Origin of the sequence: Bacillus sp. BK450 (genome assembly GCF_004364885.1) — a bacterium.
Taxonomy (GTDB): Bacteria; Bacillota; Bacilli; order Bacillales; family Bacillaceae; genus Bacillus; species Bacillus safensis.
On sequence record NZ_SOBQ01000002.1, the window covers coordinates 240,817 to 263,504 of the forward strand.

General features: G+C 41.4%; 27 protein-coding genes. 1 reads left to right on the forward strand and 26 read right to left on the reverse strand.

Annotated features, from left to right (window positions below):
• Window positions 1-119: 119 nt before the first annotated feature.
• From aroH to EV579_RS06400, 19 genes are all read right to left on the reverse strand, one after another.
• A complete protein-coding gene (aroH, locus tag EV579_RS06310) occupies window positions 120-503 on the reverse strand; it encodes a chorismate mutase (RefSeq protein WP_024422804.1) in 384 nt (127 codons plus the stop codon).
• Window positions 500-1,591, reverse strand: coding sequence for a 3-dehydroquinate synthase (aroB, locus tag EV579_RS06315; protein WP_133744150.1), 1,092 nt, complete (start codon window positions 1,589-1,591; stop codon window positions 500-502). The genes aroH and aroB overlap by 4 nt, the downstream gene beginning before the upstream one ends.
• On the reverse strand, window positions 1,591-2,763 hold the full coding sequence (gene aroC / locus EV579_RS06320; protein ID WP_024422806.1) for a chorismate synthase: 1,173 nt from the start codon (window positions 2,761-2,763) through the stop codon (window positions 1,591-1,593). The genes aroB and aroC overlap by 1 nt, the downstream gene beginning before the upstream one ends.
• Before the next feature lie 73 nt (window positions 2,764-2,836).
• Complete coding sequence (locus EV579_RS06325; RefSeq protein ID WP_024428089.1) at window positions 2,837-3,616, reverse strand: CheR family methyltransferase; 780 nt, start codon at window positions 3,614-3,616, stop codon at window positions 2,837-2,839.
• Window positions 3,617-3,761: 145 nt separating this feature from the next.
• Entirely contained in the window at window positions 3,762-4,208 is a 447-nt protein-coding gene (gene ndk / locus EV579_RS06330; RefSeq protein WP_133744151.1) for a nucleoside-diphosphate kinase, read from the reverse strand.
• Window positions 4,209-4,337: 129 nt separating this feature from the next.
• A complete protein-coding gene (gene hepT / locus EV579_RS06335; protein WP_044333210.1) occupies window positions 4,338-5,300 on the reverse strand; it encodes a heptaprenyl diphosphate synthase component II in 963 nt (320 codons plus the stop codon).
• A gap of 24 nt (window positions 5,301-5,324) precedes the next feature.
• Entirely contained in the window at window positions 5,325-6,029 is a 705-nt protein-coding gene (locus EV579_RS06340) for a demethylmenaquinone methyltransferase (protein ID WP_024422810.1), read from the reverse strand.
• A gap of 3 nt (window positions 6,030-6,032) precedes the next feature.
• A complete protein-coding gene (locus tag EV579_RS06345) occupies window positions 6,033-6,800 on the reverse strand; it encodes a heptaprenyl diphosphate synthase component 1 (RefSeq protein WP_024422811.1) in 768 nt (255 codons plus the stop codon).
• Window positions 6,801-6,914: 114 nt separating this feature from the next.
• Window positions 6,915-7,145 carry a trp RNA-binding attenuation protein MtrB gene (gene mtrB, locus EV579_RS06350; RefSeq protein WP_008344541.1) on the reverse strand — a complete coding sequence of 77 codons (231 nt, stop codon included), beginning with the start codon at window positions 7,143-7,145 and terminating at the stop codon, window positions 6,915-6,917.
• 24 nt (window positions 7,146-7,169) lie between these two features.
• The gene (gene folE, locus EV579_RS06355; RefSeq protein ID WP_003215789.1) at window positions 7,170-7,739 is read right to left on the reverse strand and encodes a GTP cyclohydrolase I FolE; all 570 of its coding nucleotides are present in this window, start codon (window positions 7,737-7,739) and stop codon (window positions 7,170-7,172) included.
• A 190-nt stretch (window positions 7,740-7,929) separates the two neighbouring features.
• The gene (hbs, locus tag EV579_RS06360; RefSeq protein WP_003215863.1) at window positions 7,930-8,208 is read right to left on the reverse strand and encodes a non-specific DNA-binding protein Hbs; all 279 of its coding nucleotides are present in this window, start codon (window positions 8,206-8,208) and stop codon (window positions 7,930-7,932) included.
• Between the two features lie 374 nt (window positions 8,209-8,582).
• Complete coding sequence (gene spoIVA, locus EV579_RS06365; RefSeq protein ID WP_008344534.1) at window positions 8,583-10,061, reverse strand: stage IV sporulation protein A; 1,479 nt, start codon at window positions 10,059-10,061, stop codon at window positions 8,583-8,585.
• A gap of 204 nt (window positions 10,062-10,265) precedes the next feature.
• Entirely contained in the window at window positions 10,266-10,991 is a 726-nt protein-coding gene (locus tag EV579_RS06370) for a hypothetical protein (RefSeq protein WP_024428087.1), read from the reverse strand.
• An 18-nt stretch (window positions 10,992-11,009) separates the two neighbouring features.
• Window positions 11,010-11,213, reverse strand: a complete 204-nt coding sequence (locus EV579_RS06375; protein WP_024422813.1) for a DUF2768 domain-containing protein — start codon at window positions 11,211-11,213, stop codon at window positions 11,010-11,012.
• A 266-nt stretch (window positions 11,214-11,479) separates the two neighbouring features.
• Window positions 11,480-12,517 (reverse strand): NAD(P)H-dependent glycerol-3-phosphate dehydrogenase, encoded by a 1,038-nt coding sequence (locus EV579_RS06380; protein ID WP_024428086.1) that lies wholly within the window; start codon window positions 12,515-12,517, stop codon window positions 11,480-11,482.
• A 14-nt stretch (window positions 12,518-12,531) separates the two neighbouring features.
• A complete protein-coding gene (gene der / locus EV579_RS06385; protein WP_024422815.1) occupies window positions 12,532-13,842 on the reverse strand; it encodes a ribosome biogenesis GTPase Der in 1,311 nt (436 codons plus the stop codon).
• A gap of 159 nt (window positions 13,843-14,001) precedes the next feature.
• Entirely contained in the window at window positions 14,002-14,196 is a 195-nt protein-coding gene (locus EV579_RS06390; RefSeq protein ID WP_008344527.1) for a capping complex subunit for YIEGIA, read from the reverse strand.
• 6 nt (window positions 14,197-14,202) lie between these two features.
• Window positions 14,203-15,087 (reverse strand): YIEGIA family protein, encoded by an 885-nt coding sequence (locus EV579_RS06395; RefSeq protein WP_024422816.1) that lies wholly within the window; start codon window positions 15,085-15,087, stop codon window positions 14,203-14,205.
• A complete protein-coding gene (locus tag EV579_RS06400; protein ID WP_422388278.1) occupies window positions 15,084-15,686 on the reverse strand; it encodes a YphA family membrane protein in 603 nt (200 codons plus the stop codon). Before EV579_RS06400 ends, EV579_RS06395 begins: the two co-directional genes overlap by 4 nt.
• A gap of 120 nt (window positions 15,687-15,806) precedes the next feature.
• On the opposite strand from EV579_RS06400, the gene EV579_RS06405 reads away from it, so the two are divergent.
• Window positions 15,807-15,938: a YpzI family protein gene (locus EV579_RS06405; RefSeq protein ID WP_073206119.1), complete on the forward strand. Its 132-nt coding sequence runs from the start codon at window positions 15,807-15,809 to the stop codon at window positions 15,936-15,938.
• A 216-nt stretch (window positions 15,939-16,154) separates the two neighbouring features.
• Here the strand turns inward: EV579_RS06405 and fni are convergent, their stop codons facing one another.
• From fni to sleB, 7 genes are all read right to left on the reverse strand, one after another.
• Window positions 16,155-17,210, reverse strand: coding sequence for a type 2 isopentenyl-diphosphate Delta-isomerase (gene fni, locus EV579_RS06415; RefSeq protein ID WP_064497541.1), 1,056 nt, complete (start codon window positions 17,208-17,210; stop codon window positions 16,155-16,157).
• 14 nt (window positions 17,211-17,224) lie between these two features.
• Window positions 17,225-18,376 (reverse strand): 30S ribosomal protein S1, encoded by a 1,152-nt coding sequence (rpsA, locus tag EV579_RS06420; RefSeq protein ID WP_041085926.1) that lies wholly within the window; start codon window positions 18,374-18,376, stop codon window positions 17,225-17,227.
• 223 nt (window positions 18,377-18,599) lie between these two features.
• Window positions 18,600-19,277 (reverse strand): (d)CMP kinase, encoded by a 678-nt coding sequence (cmk, locus tag EV579_RS06425; RefSeq protein ID WP_095408896.1) that lies wholly within the window; start codon window positions 19,275-19,277, stop codon window positions 18,600-18,602.
• Window positions 19,278-19,348: 71 nt separating this feature from the next.
• Entirely contained in the window at window positions 19,349-19,531 is a 183-nt protein-coding gene (locus EV579_RS06430) for a DUF5359 family protein (RefSeq protein WP_024422820.1), read from the reverse strand.
• A gap of 63 nt (window positions 19,532-19,594) precedes the next feature.
• Entirely contained in the window at window positions 19,595-20,242 is a 648-nt protein-coding gene (locus EV579_RS06435; protein ID WP_133744153.1) for a flagellar brake protein, read from the reverse strand.
• A 102-nt stretch (window positions 20,243-20,344) separates the two neighbouring features.
• The gene (gene ypeB / locus EV579_RS06440; RefSeq protein WP_133744154.1) at window positions 20,345-21,694 is read right to left on the reverse strand and encodes a germination protein YpeB; all 1,350 of its coding nucleotides are present in this window, start codon (window positions 21,692-21,694) and stop codon (window positions 20,345-20,347) included.
• Between the two features lie 16 nt (window positions 21,695-21,710).
• Complete coding sequence (sleB, locus tag EV579_RS06445) at window positions 21,711-22,622, reverse strand: spore cortex-lytic enzyme (protein ID WP_133744155.1); 912 nt, start codon at window positions 22,620-22,622, stop codon at window positions 21,711-21,713.
• Between the last annotated feature and the right edge of the window lie 66 nt (window positions 22,623-22,688).

The window sequence follows — 22,688 nt, forward strand, 5'->3', positions numbered from 1 at the left end:
AGAAGTATCGTATCTCTGCTCAACTCTACTCATCTCAACTACCCTAGTCTCATTCTCATCTTCTCTAAGCTTGCAATGCCGTTTACACCTGTGTGTAAACTTCGGCTGTTCATATCGTATTATAATTCCTTGTTTTTTGTCAACTGTAAATCAGGGCGAAGCGTCACAGCTTCTTCCAAGTATACATGCTGTATGTCTTCCTGCTTTGTATCCGTCTGGACAGTCATTAAGACACGAATACATTGCTTTAAACCGCCATCAATGTCCAGTTCCTGCATGCAAGTAACTGGTACATATGTCCATCCTTCAAACTGACGAAGTGCTTTTGCCGGAAAAACGGAGTGAATATCTTGTGTAGCTGAAATCAAGATCTGCACGACACGTTCTGGATCTACTTGGTTTCTTGAAATGATCGCTTCTAACAGCTGTTTCGTTTTGTTTAACACTTCTGTTTCTGTATCTTCTATTACAGTTGTAGCCCCACGTATCCCGCGAAACATCATAGACATCCCTCCTCCCGTTTCCATTCTTCGAGCCAGTAGTGCAGCTCATCTTTTGTGAAAGACTGCAAGGTGACGTCTCCAACCTGTTTTAATAAAACAAATTGAACACTACCGCCCCTTGCCTTTTTATCTCCAATCATCCGGTCAACAAAAGTTTTTGTGGAAATATCTTGTGTGACTTGTACAGGGAACCCGAGCTCTTTCATCCACTCTTTTAGTTCCAAACGATTAAGGCTGAGCCCCAACTGCTTTTCGCTCACATACAGCGCAAACTGCATGCCGATTGCAATGGCATCTCCGTGCGTGATGGCGCCATATCCATACTCTGCTTCAATGGCATGCCCGAGTGTATGGCCTAAATTCAAAAATGCACGCACTCCTTGTTCTTTTTCATCTTCTTGAACGATTGACGCTTTGACTTGAATGCCTTGATACAGCATATGTGCCAGCTCGCTTTTTGATAAATCCGTCAAAGAACGAATGGCCATGAGTTCTGATAAAAATGCTTCACTTGAAATCAGTGCATGTTTGATGACTTCTGCAAAACCTGATCTTCGTTCAATTTGCGATAGTGTCTCAAGCATACTAGTATCATAGATCACAGCTTTCGGCTGATGAAACGCACCGATTAAATTTTTACCGAGCGGATGGTTGATCCCTGTTTTCCCGCCAACTGCACTATCATGTGCCAGCAGCGTCGTCGGCACTTGGATAAAATCAATGCCTCTCATATAAGTGGCAGCAGCAAAGCCAGCCAAATCTCCAATTACGCCGCCTCCCAGTGCAATGATGCAGGAGGAACGATCAAGCTGAAATTGAATGGCTTTCGTATGAATATGCTCAAATTCGGCAAAGGATTTTGACTGCTCTCCGCTTGGCACAACCACTTTGTTCACAGGCCACTTCTGCTGAAGTAAGCGAACCATCTCATCACCATAAATGGCATCAACAGCTGCATCTGTGACGATTAAGAGCTTCGTATAGGAATGCCCAGTGGAAGTTATCAAGTCGACGATATTGCGTTTAATCCCATCACCGATAAATACAGGATAAGTGGCTGAAGACGTCTTAACTTCCAGTGTTTTCATTAAAATTCCCTCTGAAGCTGGCGCATTTTCTCAACATTTTCTTTAATGCGGTCGATTTGGTCAAGGCCAAACTGCTCTACTACTGCATTGGCAATTTCCCATGCAACGACTGCTTCTGCAACAACACTTGCAGCAGGAACAGCACAGCTGTCAGATCGTTCAATACTTGCAGAGAAAGGTTCTTTTGTTTCAATGTCAACGCTTTGAAGCGGCTTATAAAGCGTTGGGATTGGTTTCATAACCCCTCTTACGACAATTGGCATACCCGTTGACATTCCGCCTTCAAGACCACCTAGGCGATTTGTTTTTCTCGTATAGCCCTTTTCTTCATCCCAGATAATTTCATCATGGACCTCACTGCCATTTTTAGAGGCTGCCTCGAAGCCAATACCGAATTCAACCCCTTTAAAAGCGTTGATACTAAGTACAGCGCCAGCAAGCTTGCTGTCCAATTTACGGTCGTAATGAACATAGCTGCCAACCCCAACCGGCATCCCTTCAACGATGACTTCAACAATTCCGCCAATTGAATCGCCGTTTTTCTTCGCTTCATCAATTGCATCCATCATTTTCTGACCCGCTTCACTGTCATAGCAGCGAACAGGTGATTCTTCTGTTACCTTCTGCAAATCTTCAATAGACTCATATGCTGTATGAGCTGCTTTCACTCCGCCAATTTCAAGAACATGGCCAGCTACTTTAATCCCTAGATGCGCCAAGATTTGTTTGGCAACTGCGCCTGCTGCTACGCGAACAGTTGTCTCGCGGGCTGATGAGCGCTCTAATACGTTTCTCATATCACGGTGTCCATATTTGATCGCCCCATTTAAATCCGCATGTCCTGGTCTTGGACGGGAGATTTGACGCTTCATTTCACTTTCTTCTTCTTCCGTGATCGGCTCTGCCCCCATCACCTTTGTCCAATGCTTCCAGTCGTTGTTTTCAACAACAAGTGCGATTGGGGAACCTAATGTTCTCCCGTGGCGAACACCACTTAACACTTTCGCCTGGTCTTTTTCAATCTGCATTCTTCTTCCGCGGCCATGACCTTTTTGTCTTCTAGCCAATTCATAATTGATGTCATCCTGCTCTATGTAAAGTCCCGCTGGAACTCCTTCAATAATTGTGGTCAGTTGTGGACCATGTGATTCACCTGCTGTTAAGTACCTCATGACTCAATCTCCCTTCATCGCATTAACGCTTTTAAGTAAAAATATAATAACACACTTGCTACTAAAAAGTCAGCTACATACCCTTCTTTTGATAAAAGAAAGTATCAGCAGATGTCAGTCCAAACTTTTCTGGGTGAAAAATTTGCTCTGTAGAACCAACAAATAATACGCCATTTTGTTTTAAACTGCTGCTCATTTTTAAGTAAATTTCTTCTTTTGCCTCTTCAGTAAAGTAAATCAGTACATTTCGGCAGACGATGAGGTCAAGCTGTTTTTCATATGGATCTGCTAAAAGGTTGTGCTTCTTAAATTGAATATGCTTTCGAACCTCATCCTTCACAGTGTAAAATGAAGAATCTTCTTTTGTGAAATATTTTTGCTTGATATGATCTGGCACCTCTTGCAGAGAGCGTTCATGATATCTGCCTTTTTGAGCTGACTGCAGAACTTTATCATCAATATCAGTTGCAATAATTTGGAAGTCTTTCACAAGAGGATGGCTTGACAGCAGCATGGAGAGTGTATATGGCTCCTCTCCTGTCGAACATGCTGCACTCCAAATCTTTAAGGTGCCGCCATTTTTCGAAAGCAGCGGCAGGATTTTTTGATCAAGTACTTCCCAGCGCTGATAGTTTCGGTAAAATTCTGACACATTTATCGTCATGCGGTCCATCGTCTCATCTAATAATGCTTTGTCCTTTTCAAGCGCGGCCGCGAATGCTTCAAAATCTTTATATCCTTTTTTATCATAAAGTGAGGTTAATCTTCGTTTCATTTGTGCTTCTTTATATAAATTCAGATCAACCCCGGTTAGTTTTTTCCATTTTCCAACAAATACTTGATATGGATCCATCAATGTCCTCTCCTGTCTCATCTATCTTTGTCCTAGTATAGCTGTTTTTATCGAAAATTTGTATCTTCTCATGAGAAATTTCGTGTAGAAAGTTCAATATAAAAAAAGCCAAAGTGCTCATTAGATGAACACCTTGGCTTGAATCTTAATAAATCCAGCTTGAGATGGTTTGATCCCAGCTTGTGAGTTCTTCTTGTTTGAAGAATAAGTTAATTTCTCTTTCAGCACTTTCTGGTGAGTCTGACCCATGGATAATGTTTTTCCCAACAGTCAATCCATAGTCTCCTCTTATTGTGCCTGGAAGCGCTTCCTTCGGATTTGTTTTGCCGATAATCTGTCTTGTCACGTCTACTACCTGTTCACCTTGCCATACCATTGCAAATACAGGTCCTGACGTAATAAAGTCAACCAATTCCCCGAAAAACGGTTTTTCTTTATGCTCTCCGTAATGGGTTTCTGCTACTTCCTTTGTAATACTCATTAGTTTTGCACCAACAAGCTGAAGCCCCTTTTTTTCGAATCTTGACACAATGTCACCGATTAATTGTCTTTCCACACCATCAGGTTTGACCATAAGAAATGTTTTGTCCATATACGTTTTCCACCCCGTCGTTATGTATGTATAGGCTTACATTGTTACAAAGTGATCGTATCATTTTTTTTTATAATAATCAATTTTTGACAAAAAATTTCACAAAAAAACCAATCAACATCACGTTGATTAGAATTTTCGTTTCCCAATATATTTTGCAATGGAGGCGAGTGACGTTCTCGCACGTCCTCGAGGAAGTTTGTCGAGCTGTTCAAAAGCTTTTTTCAAATACATTTCACTCACTCGAATCGAGCGGTCGATCGCATCTGTTTGTTTGAGGCTTTCAATGACAGGCTCCAGCTGCTTCTCCGTCGTTTCACTATTGATCAGCTTCAATTGACCTTGTAGCGTCGGATTTTTCAGTGCATATAAGACTGGGAGTGTGACATTCCCTTGTAAAAGGTCTCCTCCGACAGGCTTGCCCAGCTCCTCTTCAGTTGATGTGAAATCAAGGACATCATCAATGATTTGATAGGACATGCCGACATAGTATCCAAACCAATAGAGGGCTTTATGTGTTTTTTCATCTGTACCTGCTGCAATAGCGCCTAATTGACAGCTGCCTGCAATGAGCAAGGCTGTTTTTCGTTTGATTCTTCTTAAATATGTACGGAGGTTTTGATCCATATTATATTTATCTTTCACTTGCTCTATCTCACCAAGACAAAGCTCGACGACCATTTTTGACAAAATTTCATGTGCCATTGGGTGATTGATTTTTGTCATGTATTCAAGTGATCTCGCAAACATATAATCCCCTGTGTACATGGCAATTCTGTTATCCCATTTTGCCTTTATCGTTGGTTTGCCTCTTCTCAGCTCTGCATCATCAATGACATCATCGTGAACAAGTGATGCCATATGAATCAGCTCGAGGGCAACGGCAACATATTTAATTTTATTAATGTCATAGTCACCAAACATGCCTGAAAGGAGAACAAAAACGGGGCGGATTCGTTTTCCGCCCGCTTGCAGCAAATGAAGACCTGCTTCACTTAATAATGCATAATCAGAGCGAACTGTTTGTTCAAGCTCTTTTTCAATTATATCGATATCATGATTTAAAAAAGAGATCATTGCTTTTAGTTTCATTATCTTCACCCAAATATCGTTTATTCAAAGCTTCTTTCCGATATGTGTTGCTGCTACACCGCCTGTAAATGGATGATACGAGACATCAGACAACCCGGCCTCTTCGAACAGAGCCGCCAGCTCTTTCATGCCAGGGAACGTTTTGGCTGATTCTTGAAGCCATGAATACTCCTGATAGCTTTTGGCAAACAGTTTACCAAAGAGCGGCATAATGTATTTGAAATAGATGTAGTAGCCCTGTTTAAAGCCGATCATCTCAGGCTGTGAAGTCTCCAGACAGACAACCATTCCGCCAGGCTTCACTACTCTTGTCATTTCCTTGAGCACCGTTAAATAATCAGGAACGTTTCTAAGTCCAAAACCGATGGTGACATAATCAAATGAGTTGTCCTCAAAAGGGAGCTCCATCGCATTGCCATGAAGCAATTCAATTTGTTTGTAGCCCCCAGTCTTCACCTTCGTTTCTCCAACACTCAGCATGTTTTTACTGAAATCAAGGCCTTTGACCTCGCCTTTTTCTCCAACAGCATCTGCAAGCGCAATTGTCCAATCGGCTGTCCCGCAGCATACATCTAATGCTTTAGACCCTTTTTGCACATTCATAAGTTTCATTGTTTTATCGCGCCATTTTTTATGCTGTTTAAAGCTGATGACAGAGTTCATTTGATCATAGTTTTTATAAATTTTTTCAAATACACCGTGTACTCGCTGTTCTTTTGATTGCTGCATGACTTACCCTTCTTCCACTTTCTGATGGTACGCAGGCTCATTTTTCATATGATCCAAGCGATTTAATAGCTCTTTTTGAACGACCGGAGATGAAACAAGGTGCTCCTTGATCGTTCGTTTGGCCTTTTCATAGCCTTCATTCTCAAAATTGTCAAAGCACGAATAGGCGTCCGTATAACGATCGTTCAAAAAAAGTTTTAAATGTTTGTCATTTTCTGCTTGTTTCATGAAGCGTTTATAAACAAGAAAACGACTTGCAATCTCATTCCAATGCGTTAATTGAAAATGCTCAGAAATCCTTTGGAAAAGCGCAGATTCAACTGTAGCTACACTTTTGTAAAAGTGCGCTGCATCTTGAATGGACCGGTCATACAGTCTAATTTTATGTTCATTGATCTCTTTGATCGCCGTAGCGAGCGTGCGGATCATATAAATGTCTTTCATGTCAGAGAGAAGAGAATAATAGAGACCGCTGAAATAGTCTCCTGCCAGGATGGTCAGCTGACGATTTTTGAATTCGTCTTGCTTGATGGCTGCAGCAGTTGTGACTTCGTCATGGGTATCAAGGGCAATTTGCACAAGCATCGCCGTTAAAATATAATTTTCTTTTTTCTCTGCATCAATTTGAGCTTCTTCAAACATTGCATGAAAAAGAAGGAGCTTATCTTCATCGATGAGTGGTGCGCGTAAATGCTTCGCCAAATAAGGATGAGAAAGCTTTTTATTTAATTTTATATTTAGATTAGATAAAATTCCGTAGATGTCTTGCAAAGATATCACCCTTGTCCCAAAAATTACAGTTTCATATGTAGACCTGCACATTGTATAGAGATTTATTATACCATATCAGCTCTCACTTTTATGCTATCAAGTGCTACAAGTTCTTTATTTCTTTGCTTCGCTTTGAATTTCGCCGAAGCTTGTTTGAATGACAGCATCGCCTCTTACTTTGATCGCTGACGTATGCTCAGTAAATTGTGCAATGATCACTTCACCTTTATCGAGTTTCTCGGAATGGTGAAATCTTGTATCAGAGCCTCTTGTTAGGCCGATGACGTTTACACCATTATCAATGGCTTTAATCACCACAAAATCAGATGCTTTATTTTCACTCATTTTGTTCACCTTCCATCTATTGAATTAGTCGTTTTTAATAAAGGAAAGCACTTCTGCTCTTGCGGCTGCATCATTTGCAAATGTGCCGCGGACGGCTGATGTGACTGTTTTAGCGCCTGGCTTTTTCACTCCGCGCATCGTCATACACATATGCTCTGCTTCAACGACAATCATCACGCCATGCGGATTAAGTGTTTCCACCATACTATCTGCAATGGTTGATGTAATGCGTTCCTGAAGCTGCGGGCGTTTAGCCACGGCTTCTACAGCTCTTGCCAGCTTACTAAGTCCCGTTACTTTTCCTCCGCGCGGAATATAAGCAACATGGGCTTTCCCGTAGAAAGGTACAAGGTGGTGTTCACACATTGAATGGAAAGCAATATCTTTTACAAGGACGAGTTCTTCGTGGTCTTCGCCAAAAATGGTTTTAAAATGTTCTTTTGGATCTTCATTTAATCCCGAGAACACTTCTTCATACATTTTTGCGACTCGTTTTGGGGTATCAAGAAGTCCTTCACGATCCGGATCTTCTCCGATTGCTTTTAATATATCGCGTACCGCGTGTTCAATTAATTCTTTATTTATTTCACTCATGTATTATATCCTCCAAAGGCGATTACATTTCATTCAGATTCTAGCACACTTCAGATCCTAAAAGCAAAGGAGAGCGTTCTAAACGAACCTTTTGATTCAAAAGGAAAAGCCCCTTATGAAAGGGGCTTTTCTAGACCAGTGTGAAACTGTATATGTATAACTCCTTCAACAGGATCATTACACATAACGATTATTTACCTGCCACCGCGTCTTTAAGTGCTTTACCTGGTTTGAAAGCAGGTACTTTGCTTGCAGGGATTTCGATCTCTGCACCAGTTTGTGGGTTACGTCCTTTACGAGCTGAACGCTCACGTACTTCAAAGTTACCAAAACCAATAAGTTGGATTTTGTCACCATTTTTAAGTGCATCTAAAATTGTATCAAAAACAGAATCAACTGCTTTTGTCGCGTCTTTTTTAGATAACTCGCTTGCTTCAGCAACCGCGTTAATAAGTTCTGTCTTGTTCATGCCTTTCACCTCCTCCCAAAAATATGCATTCAGTAGATTGTTATCATTTCTTCACAATTCATCTTCTTTCTATACCCTTTTTCAGAAAAAAAGAGCGTCTAGAAAGCGTTATACATGGCTTTTCATTAGAAAACATCTCTTTGAAGGAATGTTTGTCCAACAAAGTGAAGATTTTCTGTAAGTAGATTAACACATATGAAATACCATATCAAGCATTTTAAAGGGAAGAATCCTTATTCGTCAAGGATTAAGGGCACTTTTGCGAACGAATATTCCTAATTTCAGCCTGAATCTGACTAATCTTTATACAATTGTCTTTTTATGACTCATTCTACACGCAAAAAAAAGACCCCATCAATGAGAGGTCTCACTTGCTATAAAATAATCGCGATCAAACCGCCTGATCCTTCGTTAATGATTCTTTCAAGCGTTTCCTTCAGCTTATATCTGGCGTTTTCCGGCATGAGAGACAGCTTTGCTTGAATGCCTTCTCTGACAAGGGAGCTGAGGGAACGGCCAAATATATCTGAATTCCAGATCGAAAGCGGATCATCTTCAAAGTCTTGCATTAAGTAGCGGACAAGCTCTTCACTTTGTTTTTCTGTTCCGATAATCGGTGCAAATTCGCTCTCTACATCTACTTTGATCATATGAATAGATGGAGCGACCGCTTTTAATCTCACGCCGAATCTTGATCCCTGCCTAATGATTTCTGGCTCATCTAAACTCATATCTGATAACGCTGGCGCTGCAATCCCGTAACCAGTTTGCTTCACCATTTTTAATGCGTCTGATACTTGATCATATTCTGTCTTAGCATGAGCAAAGTCTTGCATCAGCTCTAGAAGATGGTCTTTTCCTCTAATTTCTACACCAACCACTTCTTTTAAAATATGATCATATAGATCATCTGGCGCATACAGGTCAATCTCCGCAATCCCCTGACCCATTTCAATTCCTGCTAAACCCGCTCTTTCGATAAAATCAAATTCACTGAATTGACCAACGACACGGTCGACATCTCTTAATCTTTTAATATCCTTTACAGTTTCCTTTACTGAATCCTGATAGCTCTCTCTCAGCCAGTGATCTTCTTTTAGCACCATCACCCAGCTTGGCAGGTTCACATTCACCTCTAGAACTGGGAATTCATATAATGCTTCACGAAGAACGCTGAGTACGTCTTGCTCTCTCATACTTTCTACGCTCATGGCGAGTACTGGAATATCATACTTTTGGCTAAGTTCCTGCCGGAGCGCTTCTGTTTCAGGATGATATGGCCTCACAGAGTTGATGACCATAATAAACGGCTTTCCAACCTCTTTGAGTTCATCAATTACACGTTCTTCAGATTCAATATAATCATGTCTTGGAATTTCTCCAATGGAACCATCTGTTGTAATCACTACACCTATTGTTGAATGCTCTTGAATGACCTTGCGTGTACCAATTTCCGCTGCTTCATGAAACGGGATTGGCTCTTCATACCACGGCGTATTGATCATTCTTGGGCCATTTTCATCTTCATACCCGCGCGCACCAGGGACAGTGTATCCCACACAATCGACAAGTCTGATGTTGACATCAAGGCCGTCACTCACGTGAATTGATGCTGCTTGATTCGGTACAAATTTTGGCTCTGTGGTCATAATGGTTTTTCCTGCTGCGCTTTGCGGCAATTCATCCTGTGCTCTTGCACGATCTGCCTCATTATTGATATTCGGGAGCACCACGAGCTCCATAAACTTTTTAATAAACGTAGATTTCCCTGTACGAACAGCGCCAACGACTCCTAAATATATATCGCCTCCTGTTCGTTCAGCGATATCCTTGAAAATATCGACTTTTTCCAAGTGATCCCCTCCCGGACTTGCTATCCTCGTTTTCAAATTAAATACTCTATTCTTCAATCAAACTGTGCTTGAAAGGTGTCTGGACAATATATGTGTATGACGTTGTCCTATTTGAATATGACACCTTTTTGTTTTGAGAGTAAGTTTAGCCATAAAAAAACCTTTCTCCTCATTTATATGCAGAGGAAAAAGGTTCATTCTTGTTTATGACGTCTTTTTTTCTAAAAAAGCAGGCTCACCTTTTTTGTTGATGGTATATGGGACAGAAAACGCGGGTACAAACGGGGTTTCCTGCCAATATACATCTTGAATGTTTTCACCTGGTTTCAGCTTTTGCTTCGTATTCTTCAAAATGTGAGCAAAATCACTGCGGTAGTCCACATAGATGTCACCGTTTGATGAAATCAGTAATGGGAGGGAATTCCCTGTCACAGGACTTATCACCGCAGGCGGCGATTTTAATCCTAATTTTTTTTCATTTAACGTATATAAATTGGCTGATACGACTTTGCCGTATGGCGGATATGTATGTTCATCTTGATACATCTTGATTCTAAGCCGTAATTCATTGATGGTCTGCGTCATTTTGACATCAAGCAGTTTCACAGTGGGTTTCTTTTCGACGTCTGTGAGGACATAAATATATTCGCCCCCGCCTTCATAAGATGTAGACGGTACATCGTGTAAATATCTTGGTGACAAGCGCTTAAAGTCGATGACATATTTCTGATAAACCGGCGTGTCTGCTTCTTTCGTTTCTATAGGCAAAAGACCATTTGTTGCTTTTTGAAATTCCTCAATCGCTGTCTGTACACTTTGCAGCTGCTCTTCATATGGCACCCGGTTCTCAGCTTTGCGATTTTCTGGATACAGACATCCTGTTAATAAAATAAGTGCTAACAGTGTGACACTGACTTTTGCTTTGATCATCACATTCTTCCTTTTTCTTTATTCATTGACCGGTCCGCTAAAGACAACTAAAAACACAATGATACCTGATATCAGCATCAAGCTGTATGCAACGGTCGAGGCCGTTATTTTAAGAAATTTGCTTTTCAGCTTAAACCTGCTGAGATAAATGGTTACTACGGCTAAAAACATGAGCCCCATTGAACCAAGCGCAAACCACATCTTGATTAAAGCAAAACTCATCGTGCCTGTCCCCCTTCAAAACGAACGAATTGTAAGCGTTTATATTTCATTTTAAACCAAAAATAAGGTAAATATCAATCATTTTTCCAATCATTCAGAAAAAAGCGCATAAAAAAACTGAAGCAAAGAGGGGGACTCTGCTTCAGTCATTGGATCGACTATTTTCCTCATTCTGTAGAGGCAAAGCTCTATTCAAACTTCATTGCTATGTTATGCAAGTCTTCCCCTTCTTGCATCCTCTACATGCCTAAGTTCAGTCTTTCCTTTTATTTTGTTTGGTTTTCAAACATGTTCACAAGGTCTTCCATCTCATGTGTTTTCACACGTGCCATCAATGATTCTACAGCATCGTCCACCTTTTTCCCTTCAAACAGGACGCCGTAAAGAGCCTCTGTAATCGGCATGCTGACCTTGTATTCTTTGGAGAGCTGATAAGCGCCTTTTGTTGTGCGGACACCTTCGACAACCATGCCCATTTTTTCAAGCACTTCTTCGAGCTTATATCCTTTACCGAGTAAATTCCCGCAGCGCCAGTTACGCGAATGAACACTTGTACATGTCACGATCAAATCGCCAACGCCTGTCAATCCAGCAAATGTAAGGGGATTCCCTCCCATTTTTGTGCCAAGACGTGCGATTTCAGCAAGTCCTCTTGTGATAAGCGCCGCTTTTGCATTGTCACCATATCCAAGTCCGTCTGTGATACCAGCCGCAAGAGCAATGATATTTTTCAATGCGCCGCCAATTTCCACCCCAATCACATCAGGGTTTGTGTACACTCTAAAATGATTGTTCATGAACAAATCTTGAACAAATTGAGCTGCTTCAATGTTTTCTGACGAGACAGTGACAGTTGTCGGATGACGCAGACCTACTTCTTCTGCATGACTCGGCCCTGATAGGACCACGACAGCCTCTCTTTTCTCAGATGGGACTTCTTGTTCAATCATTTGAGAAATTCTAAGAAGTGTATCTGGTTCAATTCCCTTACTGACATGGACAAATGGCACCTTCGATGAGATCAGCTCATTTGCCTGCTTCAATACCTCACGAATGGCTTTTGTTGGCACAGCGACAATAACCGCCTCTGTCCCCTCTAAAGCCTGCTTCATATCGGTTGTCGCCTGAATAGACGCTGGCAGTTCGACATTTGGCAAGTAATCATGATTTTCATGTTTCTCATTGATTTGATCAATGAGCTCTTGTCTATGTCCCCACATGTGTACATCATGATGATTATCAGCTAATACAAGCGCAAGAGCTGTTCCCCAGCTGCCTGCTCCAAGTACTGAAATTTTCTTCATCCTGCTCACCCTTTTTATTTTCTCGCTCTCGCAAATATTTTAATTGGTGTTCCTTCAAAACCAAATGCATCTCGAATGCGGTTTTCTAGGAAACGCTCATAAGAAAAGTGCATAAGCTCTGGATCGTTGACAAACACAACGAAGGACGGAGGCTTAATGGCCACCTGTGTTGCATAGTAAATCTTTAGGCGCTGTCCGTTATGGGTCGGCGTTGGATTCATCGCCACCGCATCCATGATGATATCATTTAAAATATTGGTTTGAACGCGCATTGCATGGTTTTCGCTTGCTGTGATAATGGACGGCATTAATGTATGAATTCTCTTTTTCGTAAGAGCAGACATAAACAAGACAGGTGCATAATCAAGGAATTGAAAATGCTCGCGGATGTTTTGCTCAAATTCCTTCATCGTACGCTCATCTTTTTCAACAGCATCCCATTTGTTCACAATGATGACAACAGCTTTACCAGCTTCGTGTGCATAGCCAGCAATTCGTTTATCCTGCTCAATAATGCCTTCCTCGCCGTCAAGTACAACAGCGACAACATCAGAGCGGTCAATGGCTTTTAATGCACGAAGTACACTGTATTTCTCTGTTGTTTCATATACTTTCCCTTTTTTCCTCATACCTGCTGTATCAACAATGACAAAGTCACGCTGATTGTACGTAAACATCGTATCGACAGCATCTCTTGTTGTACCAGCGATGTTGCTGACAATGACGCGGTCTTCTCCGAGCATCGCATTCACTAAAGAAGATTTCCCTACATTCGGACGGCCAATTAAGCAGAACTGGACAACTTCTTCATCATATTGCGTATCCGGCAAATTCTTAAAATGTTCTGCCACTGCATCAAGCAGGTCACCAAGACCTAATCCGTGTGTTCCAGAAATCGGATACGGCTCGCCAAATCCGAGTGCATAAAAGTCATACACGTCGCTTCTCATTTCAGGGTTGTCCAGTTTATTGACAGCAAGTACAACTGGCTTTTTCGTGCGATATAAAATTTTTGCGACTTCTTCATCCGCAGATGTCACGCCATCTCGGCCATTCACCATAAAGATAATGACATCCGCTTCGTCCATTGCGATTTCTGCCTGATGGCGAATTTGCGCCAAGAATGGCTCATCTCCAATATCAATTCCACCAGTATCTATTAAATTAAAGTCATAATTTAACCATTCAGCAGAGCTATAGATTCGATCTCTTGTTACACCAGGTGTGTCTTCTACAATCGATATTCTTTCGCCTGCGATTCGATTAAAAATTGTAGATTTTCCAACGTTGGGCCTTCCAACAATGGCTACGACAGGTTTACCCATAGTACCCTTCCTTTCAATCCAGCCGCGATTCAATATGTTCATCATCATGTTTCAACCGGGATTTATAATTTTCATTCAGTTTTATGAAATAAACCCTTCAAACATGAAGGGTTCAACTTATATATTATATCAATTTTTAATCAGACCACAATGAATAACTTAAAAATGTTTGACAATCAAGTAAAGATCTTCTCCAATGCCGTGTGCAATTCCATCTAAAATGGCCTCTAAATTCATGGCATACATGTCGAGCTCTTCTTTATTTTCACAGAAAAAAACCGCTGTTCCGCCAATGACCCGCTCTTTATTAGTTGTTGCCACAGCCAATATAAATTGTTCAATAGTGTTCGCCATGCCCTATTACCTCACTTTCTTTTTAATGAAATCTGTCGGCATTCTTATGGCATTTTCTAAAATAGGCACCTCTTCTAATACACGGACAGCCAAATCTTCACGCTGCCATTGCGGTAAAATGAACACACCAAGTGTACCGGTATTCAGATCACGTTTTGCGAGCGGACAGAGCGATGGTTCACCAGAATCGCGGTACACGCCAAGCACGTTCGATAAATCAAATAAAATGGCTTGCCGCTGTCCAAGGTTAGCAATCGTTGTAGCAGAGTTGAAATTTTTCGGTGTCAAAATAAAACCCATACCATGCTCTAAAATGAGCTTTTGCTTTTCAGGCAGCCCGATATTCATAATGTATATATCATTCACATAAAGCCCTGCCCCATCAAAGCGAAGTTCCCCTTTTTGAATGCTGACGATATCCTTTAATTGACTGCCTGACATTAATAGCTTTGCCATGAAAAAACAAAGAATACCGACTACTGTTCCAACAACAAGCGAGAAGAAAATACAGGCTGTCGTTGTAATAAGTGCAGTGAGAATCGCAATATAATTTCGACTTTCAAAGGCAATGGCAATGCCCTCTATATATGTACTGCCTCGTGAGACAAGCTCATACGAATCCATTTGGGTTAACGTATTTCTTTCCATATTTCGGACATCTCGAAATTGCGTGGCTGCCAAAGTGAGAAAGGTAATCGCTGTAAATTCCTCCTGAATTAGTGCAGGCATAATGATCGCACCTAATCCTGACGCAATAAAACCAAGTGCAATGTGAATCACTTGTCCATGAATATACGTAGGGTATTGCCGGTAATCCGTTCTTAACATGTAAAGTCTGGCCGCCATCCCAAAGATGACACCAATAATCACAGGAAACGTATAATCTGTCATGTTGATTTTGCAGCCCCTTTTACTGATTTTCTTGATGAACGGGCGTTCAAGAGCTTTTCAAACTGATCGACACCTAATAGGAAGACGGCTCCTTGTACAACGAAGGAAAGAAAAGAGAGATCCCCTATGACAATTGATGATGTGAGGCGGTGAATCGTCAGCGCATAAAGGGCTTCGCCGAGACATACTGACATCATCCATAAGGTGATTCTTTCCGTTAACGGCTGTCCATATGTCATACACATTAAGATCAGCAGGGCAAATACGACCCAATCCACCTTTATTATCGTGAACCAAACAGGGTCATATAATGCAAATATCATAAAAAAGGCATACGCGCTCACCATCGAGCCCAATTGCATGATTCTCATCATTCGGTAACTAGGCCTGAATATGACGAAAGCAGCACATGCATATAAAAAAGTCATCAAGAAACCCGCATTGATGCTTATATCTAAAACGGATATCATGACATGACTGAATATAATATGGACAAGTACACAGATGCCCAGCACGGTGCGCCACAAACTTTTTTCCATGATAAATGTCACCATAATCCAAACGAACCATATAGACCAATAATAGTACAAAGCCTCCAACGCCTCATCACCTCAATTACATTATGGGAAAATCTCCATTTTTTAAACATGCGGATCGTTACCGGCTCTGTATGAAATAAACAAGAGGTGACACCCTAATAACCTGAGGAGGGATACATGATGGGAAAAGATAGACAGGAAAAGCGTTTAAAGGCGTCAAGAAGAGTGGAATCTGACCGCGATCAATCCATTCATCATAAGGGTGCAACAGCATTAGAAGGTCCAGAAAGCGCTCGAAAAAGAAATCAATAAAAAAAGGCATGTGATCATCACATGCCTTAGATTTGTTGACAAAGGGCTAAAATGATGTTTATTTTAGCCCTTTGTCTTCTTTTCAGCGTGATAGAAAACCTTTGCAGCCCTAGGAAGGACGAGTACCGGAGCGGAGCGAATTGTACATTCGTGAGCACCGGCACGCAGGACTGACGCCGAATGCGTGGGTTTGTCTACGCGCTGAGGCATGTGATATCACATGCCTCTCTTACTATAGTACGTTGTGTCAACGCCTCTTTCTTTGAGCCAATGACTTGTTTCCCCTGAGATCACAACTGGAGCTTGTCTCAGTTCTTCAATCGTCTTCACACCAAGCACTGTCATCATCATCTTGATATCTTCTTGAAGATCCATGATATCTGCGATGAGGCCGCTTTCTCCTCCACTGGTCAATGATTTTAAGAAAAATCCAGCAAGACCAGCAGCAGATGCGCCAAGAGCTAATGATTTGGTTACATCAAGAGCATCTTTGATACCTCCGGAGGCTAAAATCGTTTGATTCTGAAAGGCTGTATGTACTTCAGCAAGACTCGCTGCAGTTGGAATCCCCCATTGATCAAAATAACGAAGGGCTTTTTGGCGGCGGAGATTTTCAATCTTAGAAAAGTTCGTCCCACCAAATCCGCCTACATCAACGGCTGCAACCCCAGCATGGAATAACTTTCTTGCCGTCTCCTTGCTCATGCCAAATCCGACTTCCTTCACGACAACAGGCACACCAACAGATTGAGCGATAGCTGCAATCCGCTCAAGCGCCCCCCTGAAATCGCGATCCCCTTCAGGCATGACAATCTCTTGGATGACATTCAGGTGAATCTGGAGCATATTTGCCTCGAGCATGCTGACTGCTTCTTGAGCTTGCTTAATCGTCGCTTCACTGCCTAAATTCGCAAATACAATTCCATCCGGATTGACTTTACGAACGATTTCATATGTTCGTCTTTCTTCTTTATCTTTCAGTGCAGCCATTTGTGATCCAACTGCTACTGGGATATTGGTCTCCTTCGCTGCGATCGATAAAGAGCGGTTGATCTCATAGGTAGATTCTCCGCCCCCGCCAGTCATTGCATTGATAAAAATTGGCGAACCGAAAGTCAGTCCGCCAATTGTCGTATGTGTATCAATTTGTGATGTTGCAAGATCTGGTAAACTGGCGTGAACGAAGGAAACATCTTCTAAACCTGTTGCTGCATGCTGGCCAGTGGACAACGCATGCTCAATATGCTGTTTCTTTCTTTCTGCTCGCGTCAATTTTGATCACCAAATTATTTTAGTTTATTGAGTTTATCGCCGATCAGGTCACCAAGCTGGAATCCGCTTGTGTTTTCTTCTTTCGCCTGATATTGACGATAATCCTCTTCGATTTGTTTTTCAGGATTTTCTTCTAAATCACGAATGCTTAGTGAGATGCGCTCTTCGTCTTCATTCACATCAAGCACTTTCACTTTGACAGTCTGCCCTTCTTCAAGGACTTCTTGCGGCGTGCCGATATGTTTATGAGAGATTTGGGAAATATGCACAAGCCCTTCTACACCTGGCAGAATTTCAACAAATGCACCAAAGCTCACAAGACGTTGAACAGTTCCTTCAAGCACATCACCTTGTTTTACCTTTTCACCAATTTGGCTCCAAGGTCCTGGTAATGTTTCTTTAATAGATAGTGAGATACGTTCGTTATCACGATCAACAGCAAGTACTTTGACCTGGACTTCCTGTCCTTCTTCTACTACGTCAGATGGCTTTTCAACATGCGCATGGGATAGTTGAGAAATGTGAACTAATCCATCAATGCCGCCAATGTCAACAAATGCACCAAAATCAGTAAGCCTCTGCACTTTACCATCAATCACACTGCCTACTTCAAGCTTTTGCAGAAAGTCTTGCTTTTTGTCTAACTGCTCTTGCTCAACGACTGCACGGTGCGAGAGAATCACGCGATTTTTTTCGCGGTCAAGTTCTACCACGACAAGTGAGAGTGTCTTCCCTTTGTAATCTGTGAAGTCTTCTACATAGTGTGCTTCTACAAGAGATGCAGGAATAAACCCACGCACACCAATGTCAACGACAAGACCACCTTTTACAACGTCTTTTACTTCAGCTTCAAATACTTCTTTTGTTTCAAACTTTTTCTCTAGGTCTTCCCAAGCGCGGTCTGCATCAACAGCACGTTTCGATAAAATCAAAGCATCGTCTTCGACCTTTGTTACTTTAAGCTCTAACTCGTCGCCATCTTTCACGACATCTGATGCTTTTTCAACGTGAAGACTTGATAATTCACTGATTGGGATGATACCAGGTTGTTTCACATTGACGATATCTACATTGACATGCTTGTCCTCAACTTTAGAAACAATCCCTTTCACTACATCTCCAACCTCTGGTACCTGAACATCGATTTGATTCATTTCCTCTGTCATTTCGATAACCTCCTTGGTCCAAACCTACACAGCTTAGTTAAAACGACTGGGCGAATATGTGTCTTAAGCATGATGATTGCCAGCCGAATATGTATTATAGAAACATTCAAATCAATATAATTGCTTGAATGATCAATAAAAATAGTATTAGTATAAACTTCTAATAAAAGACCTTGTTTGTCAAGAGATAAACCTCTAACTTATAAAAGTTTTCTAAAATTTCTTACTGTTTCTCCACGCGGTCTGCTGCATCTAAAATTTTCCCTGCCACCTCTTCAATCGAAAGAGAAGTTGTGTCAATTTCAATGGCGTCATCCGCTTTCTTCAAAGGTGAAACTTCGCGCTCAGAATCAAGCTTGTCGCGTCTTGCAATCTCTTCGATCAGCTGATCGTAATTGACATCGTAGCCTTTTTTCTGATTTTCTTCAAAGCGGCGTTTTGCTCTTTCTTCTACTGATGCAAGCAAGAAAATTTTCACTTCGGCATCTGGAAGTACGTGAGTGCCTATGTCTCTTCCATCCATAACGACGCCGCCTCGTTTGCCCAGCTCTTGCTGCCTGCGGACCATTTCTTCCCGAACAGCCCTATGCTTTGCAACAACCGATACTTGGTTGCTTACGCGGTCTGTGCGAATATCCTCTGTGACATCCGTATTGTCTAGATGGACTTTTTGACCCTCTCCTGTTGTTACGAGTTCAATGACCGTTTTTTTCAGTAATGAATCAAGTGCCTGTTCGTCTTCAAGATCTACACCTTGATTGAGTGCCGCAAGTGTAATCGCGCGGTACATAGCGCCTGTATCAATATAAATATATGATTTTTTTGCTGCGACAATTTTTGCCACAGTGCTTTTTCCTGCTGCTGCAGGACCATCAATTGCAATAGATAATTTCTTTTTCATAATACCTCTCCTTGATTGAATCTCCCTTATGAATTGTAACACGATCACCGCTCAAACGGGGGAATTTTCTATCAATCCTTCTGCTTAAACGTCTCAATCCATTCTTCAATGCTCATGTTATTTACACCCTCATACTGCACGACTTTTGACAAAAAGAGTTCTCCTTTCGTCAAATGAAGTGTGATCTGAACGGTTAACAATAAAACAAGCTGAATGAGTACCACTTTCAATAACCATCTTTCCATTGTCTTCATACAAAAAGCCTCCACGCTAGATTCTTTCCTCTCTAGTATGGAAGCTTTTTACACCCTTTATTCTTATGCTTTTTTTACACGTGTTAAAAGCTGCTGCTGGAAGCAGTATTTCATGATGTGCTGCTGGTGGTCATTTGTGATCTCAGAAAACTCCATGATCGCTCTTGTTTTGCCAGACTGTTCATCTTGATATACTCGACTCATCTCTGCAACCGCTTTTATTTTCACGGGCTCTTTCAGAGGAAGTTCAAATTCTGTGACCACTTCTCCATATTCTTTCAATGACACGCCTTCAGGAACAGCAATCGCCACGCCGCCAGCACTCATATTCACAATAAACGTTTCAAAGGGCTCTTCATCCGTTTGCATGATGGTGGCTTTGATCATCGTATCCACTCTCAAGTATTCTCTTCGCTGAAGCCGGATCATTTCTTCTTTTGGCGGAATGGAAATAACAATCATCGGGATATCTTCTTTTCTTTTTCCGATGACTTCGCTTGTACATTTGTATGGAATTTGACTTTCGTCAAAAAAGAACACGGTGATTTCTGTTTGCTGGTTTAAGTAGATGGTGCGTCCCGTTTCTTTATCTGCTGGATAATTAATGCAAATATCATCGTTATTATTTTCCAAAACCTTCGATTTTGCTGTTTTCACTTCTTTGTTCTCATTGACATATTCGATTGTGATTGCATCCCCTATTTGTAACATTCCTCATCACTCTTTTCATCTGTGAAATCGTATCCTCTCCTATATTAAACCATGTCTAAAACAAAAGGAAAAGACTTATTAGCCTTTTCCTCGTTTCCTTTTCTATAGGTCTTTATATATAGGTTCTGCGTTTTTTAGTTTATCTACTCGTTCTTCTTTTCCAGTATCTGCATTAATGAACATGCGATACGTATCGTTTTTTATCGTTCCGAGGAACTCATAGCACAGAACTTCCTCTGACATATCATTTTGCACAATCGCTAAATGAGTATCTTCGATCTTTACATGCTGATTCAATGTTTTCTGTGCTTCTTTTTGAGAGATTTTCGGTGCTTTGATGTCTCGAGTTTTATGATTCGTTAAGTAGTCCTTCGCTGAAAACCCAACAACCTCGCCATCATCTAATGCGACTTTCATGCGTATACTATCAGGATAAAGCAATACATTTTTCTGAAGAGGAACATAGGTAAATACACCGATATTATCAAATTGTGCACTTTCATCTAAATGGAAAGATTCTGTGTCAAACCCTTGCTTCTTTAGGAAGCTGAGTGCTTTTTCTGATGCCTCATTTAAACTGATTTTCTGTTTTTTCACGTCACGATTCTGAAGTAGGTAGACTGGGTGTCCTCCTTTTTCAGTTAAATCTAGATAAAAGTTTGCATGGCTGTCTGGATCAGACATCGATAAGCTGTACACGTCGCGATTGGTTTTGCTGCCGCTTTTTCTCACTTTAAAATGTTGATTATGGTCTGGTGTGAATTGCTGTGCAATGCGGATCGCTTCTTTTTTTGAAATCTTATCGCCTTTTAAATGATTGTAGCCTTGTGTTTCTTTTTCTGTGGACACATTTGTAGGCCCAAGATCGACATCTGCAAATGCATCTGCATTTCTCTCGACTGTTTTCAGCCCGTCAATGATGGTGTTGTCGTTCTTTCGATCGCCGTCAGCGAGCGCCATTTCAACATCCATCCATTTTAAGTTTTTATTAAGTACGAGGTGCTGCACTTGTCTAAGCTCGTTTTGGATATCTGACGCTTGATTATATAGAGCTGTAATGGTTTTGTGCGTATCTTTATTTAATGGTTCATCTGATAAAGATTTGACTGATGATTTGTAGCTAAAATCTCCGACATTCGCCAGGAATTCTTCCGTTTTATTAAAAGGCATCAATGTAAGCGGGAGCTGGCTGACATTGTTATGCGCTTCTGATGACATTCTCCATACATCTGCAAGTGCTGGTGAGATGGATGTTTGGCTGTTCATCGCAAGTGTTGCGCCCAGTTTGTCATGCAGCTGATCCACCTGATACGTTAAATCATGGAATGCTCTTTGGTAGTTGTTCTCAGCATGAAGCAGTACGGCGTCTTTTTCCTGATGTTCTTTATAGCCCCAGTAACCTGTTGAGATGACAGCAATTCCTAAAATAGCAATCAATATTCCTCTGATCATTTATTTACACCTCTTTTTATTCGCAGAATATATGTTTCCCGATTCGTTTAATTTGTGGTCTTCCCCAAATCCATGGACTTGTTGCTGTATCAGGATTAAAGTAATAGATGGCGCTCTCAGATGGATCCCAGCCATTGATTGCATCAAATACAGCTTTTTTTGCCGTTTCATCTGGCGTCATATAAAATTGCCCATCTGCTACAGCAGTAAACGCAAGCGGTTCAAAAATGACTCCTGCGATCGTATTTGGAAAGGTCGGATTGTTCAAACGGTTTAAGATAACGGCCGCGATGGCCACCTGTCCTTCATACGGCTCACCTCTTGCTTCACTGTACACAGCTTGCGACAAGAGCTGAATGTCATTACTAGAAAAACCACCAGGCATGTTGGCTGCTGTTTGTTTTGGTGTTTGATTTCCCTGCTGGCTGCCTGACTGATTGCCAGACTTCCCAGATGATCCACTTTGACTTTTTTGATTTTCGTTTGTACCTTGGGCTGTCTTTTTTTGCGAGCTTCTTTGCGCAGGAGCCTTTGTTTGCTGATCAAGAGGCTTCCCGCCATAATGGGTAAACTGGTTCCCTTCCTGCAGCTGCTTTTGAACAAACTCTTTGTAGTATTTCGTCTTTTGAACTAATAAGCTTTTTGTTTTCTCACCTACAAGTCCATCGACCTTCTTCATGCCAAATTGGCTTTGAAAGTTGCGAACGGCCCAGTACGTTCCCCAGCCATAGACGCCATCGATTTTGCCATTGTAAAAACCATTGTATTGGAGCCGCGCTTGCAGCTCGACTACATCTTCTCCTGTTGCCCCGCGCTGGATGACTTGGGCGGTGAAGGCTTCACTTTTACTGGCTGTCAAAAGTGAAGACACAAGAAGAACGATTGAGAAGATAAGAACAATTTGTTTCATGAAACGAGCTTTATCCATATTTGATCCTCCTGTACTTTTGATGTTTGAATATATGTTTCTTCCGATCCCTATTTTTATACATTC

What these genes read in the sequence shown, in the direction of transcription:
- aroH (WP_024422804.1), bottom strand. Translation starts at nt 503, where the DNA reads ATGATGTTTCGCGGGATACGTGGGGCTACAACTGTAATAGAAGATACA.
- aroB (WP_133744150.1), bottom strand. Translation starts at nt 1,591, where the DNA reads ATGAAAACACTGGAAGTTAAGACGTCTTCAGCCACTTATCCTGTATTT.
- aroC (WP_024422806.1), bottom strand. Translation starts at nt 2,763, where the DNA reads ATGAGGTACTTAACAGCAGGTGAATCACATGGTCCACAACTGACCACA.
- EV579_RS06325 (WP_024428089.1), bottom strand. Translation starts at nt 3,616, where the DNA reads ATGGATCCATATCAAGTATTTGTTGGAAAATGGAAAAAACTAACCGGG.
- ndk (WP_133744151.1), bottom strand. Translation starts at nt 4,208, where the DNA reads ATGGACAAAACATTTCTTATGGTCAAACCTGATGGTGTGGAAAGACAA.
- hepT (WP_044333210.1), bottom strand. Translation starts at nt 5,300, where the DNA reads ATGAAACTAAAAGCAATGATCTCTTTTTTAAATCATGATATCGATATA.
- EV579_RS06340 (WP_024422810.1), bottom strand. Translation starts at nt 6,029, where the DNA reads ATGCAGCAATCAAAAGAACAGCGAGTACACGGTGTATTTGAAAAAATT.
- mtrB (WP_008344541.1), bottom strand. Translation starts at nt 7,145, where the DNA reads ATGAGTGAAAATAAAGCATCTGATTTTGTGGTGATTAAAGCCATTGAT.
- folE (WP_003215789.1), bottom strand. Translation starts at nt 7,739, where the DNA reads ATGAGTGAAATAAATAAAGAATTAATTGAACACGCGGTACGCGATATA.
- hbs (WP_003215863.1), bottom strand. Translation starts at nt 8,208, where the DNA reads ATGAACAAGACAGAACTTATTAACGCGGTTGCTGAAGCAAGCGAGTTA.
- EV579_RS06370 (WP_024428087.1), bottom strand. Translation starts at nt 10,991, where the DNA reads ATGATCAAAGCAAAAGTCAGTGTCACACTGTTAGCACTTATTTTATTA.
- EV579_RS06375 (WP_024422813.1), bottom strand. Translation starts at nt 11,213, where the DNA reads ATGAGTTTTGCTTTAATCAAGATGTGGTTTGCGCTTGGTTCAATGGGG.
- EV579_RS06380 (WP_024428086.1), bottom strand. Translation starts at nt 12,517, where the DNA reads ATGAAGAAAATTTCAGTACTTGGAGCAGGCAGCTGGGGAACAGCTCTT.
- der (WP_024422815.1), bottom strand. Translation starts at nt 13,842, where the DNA reads ATGGGTAAACCTGTCGTAGCCATTGTTGGAAGGCCCAACGTTGGAAAA.
- EV579_RS06390 (WP_008344527.1), bottom strand. Translation starts at nt 14,196, where the DNA reads ATGGCGAACACTATTGAACAATTTATATTGGCTGTGGCAACAACTAAT.
- EV579_RS06395 (WP_024422816.1), bottom strand. Translation starts at nt 15,087, where the DNA reads ATGACAGATTATACGTTTCCTGTGATTATTGGTGTCATCTTTGGGATG.
- EV579_RS06405 (WP_073206119.1), top strand. Translation starts at nt 15,807, where the DNA reads ATGGGAAAAGATAGACAGGAAAAGCGTTTAAAGGCGTCAAGAAGAGTG.
- rpsA (WP_041085926.1), bottom strand. Translation starts at nt 18,376, where the DNA reads ATGACAGAGGAAATGAATCAAATCGATGTTCAGGTACCAGAGGTTGGA.
- cmk (WP_095408896.1), bottom strand. Translation starts at nt 19,277, where the DNA reads ATGAAAAAGAAATTATCTATTGCAATTGATGGTCCTGCAGCAGCAGGA.
- EV579_RS06430 (WP_024422820.1), bottom strand. Translation starts at nt 19,531, where the DNA reads ATGAAGACAATGGAAAGATGGTTATTGAAAGTGGTACTCATTCAGCTT.
- EV579_RS06435 (WP_133744153.1), bottom strand. Translation starts at nt 20,242, where the DNA reads ATGTTACAAATAGGGGATGCAATCACAATCGAATATGTCAATGAGAAC.
- ypeB (WP_133744154.1), bottom strand. Translation starts at nt 21,694, where the DNA reads ATGATCAGAGGAATATTGATTGCTATTTTAGGAATTGCTGTCATCTCA.
- sleB (WP_133744155.1), bottom strand. Translation starts at nt 22,622, where the DNA reads ATGGATAAAGCTCGTTTCATGAAACAAATTGTTCTTATCTTCTCAATC.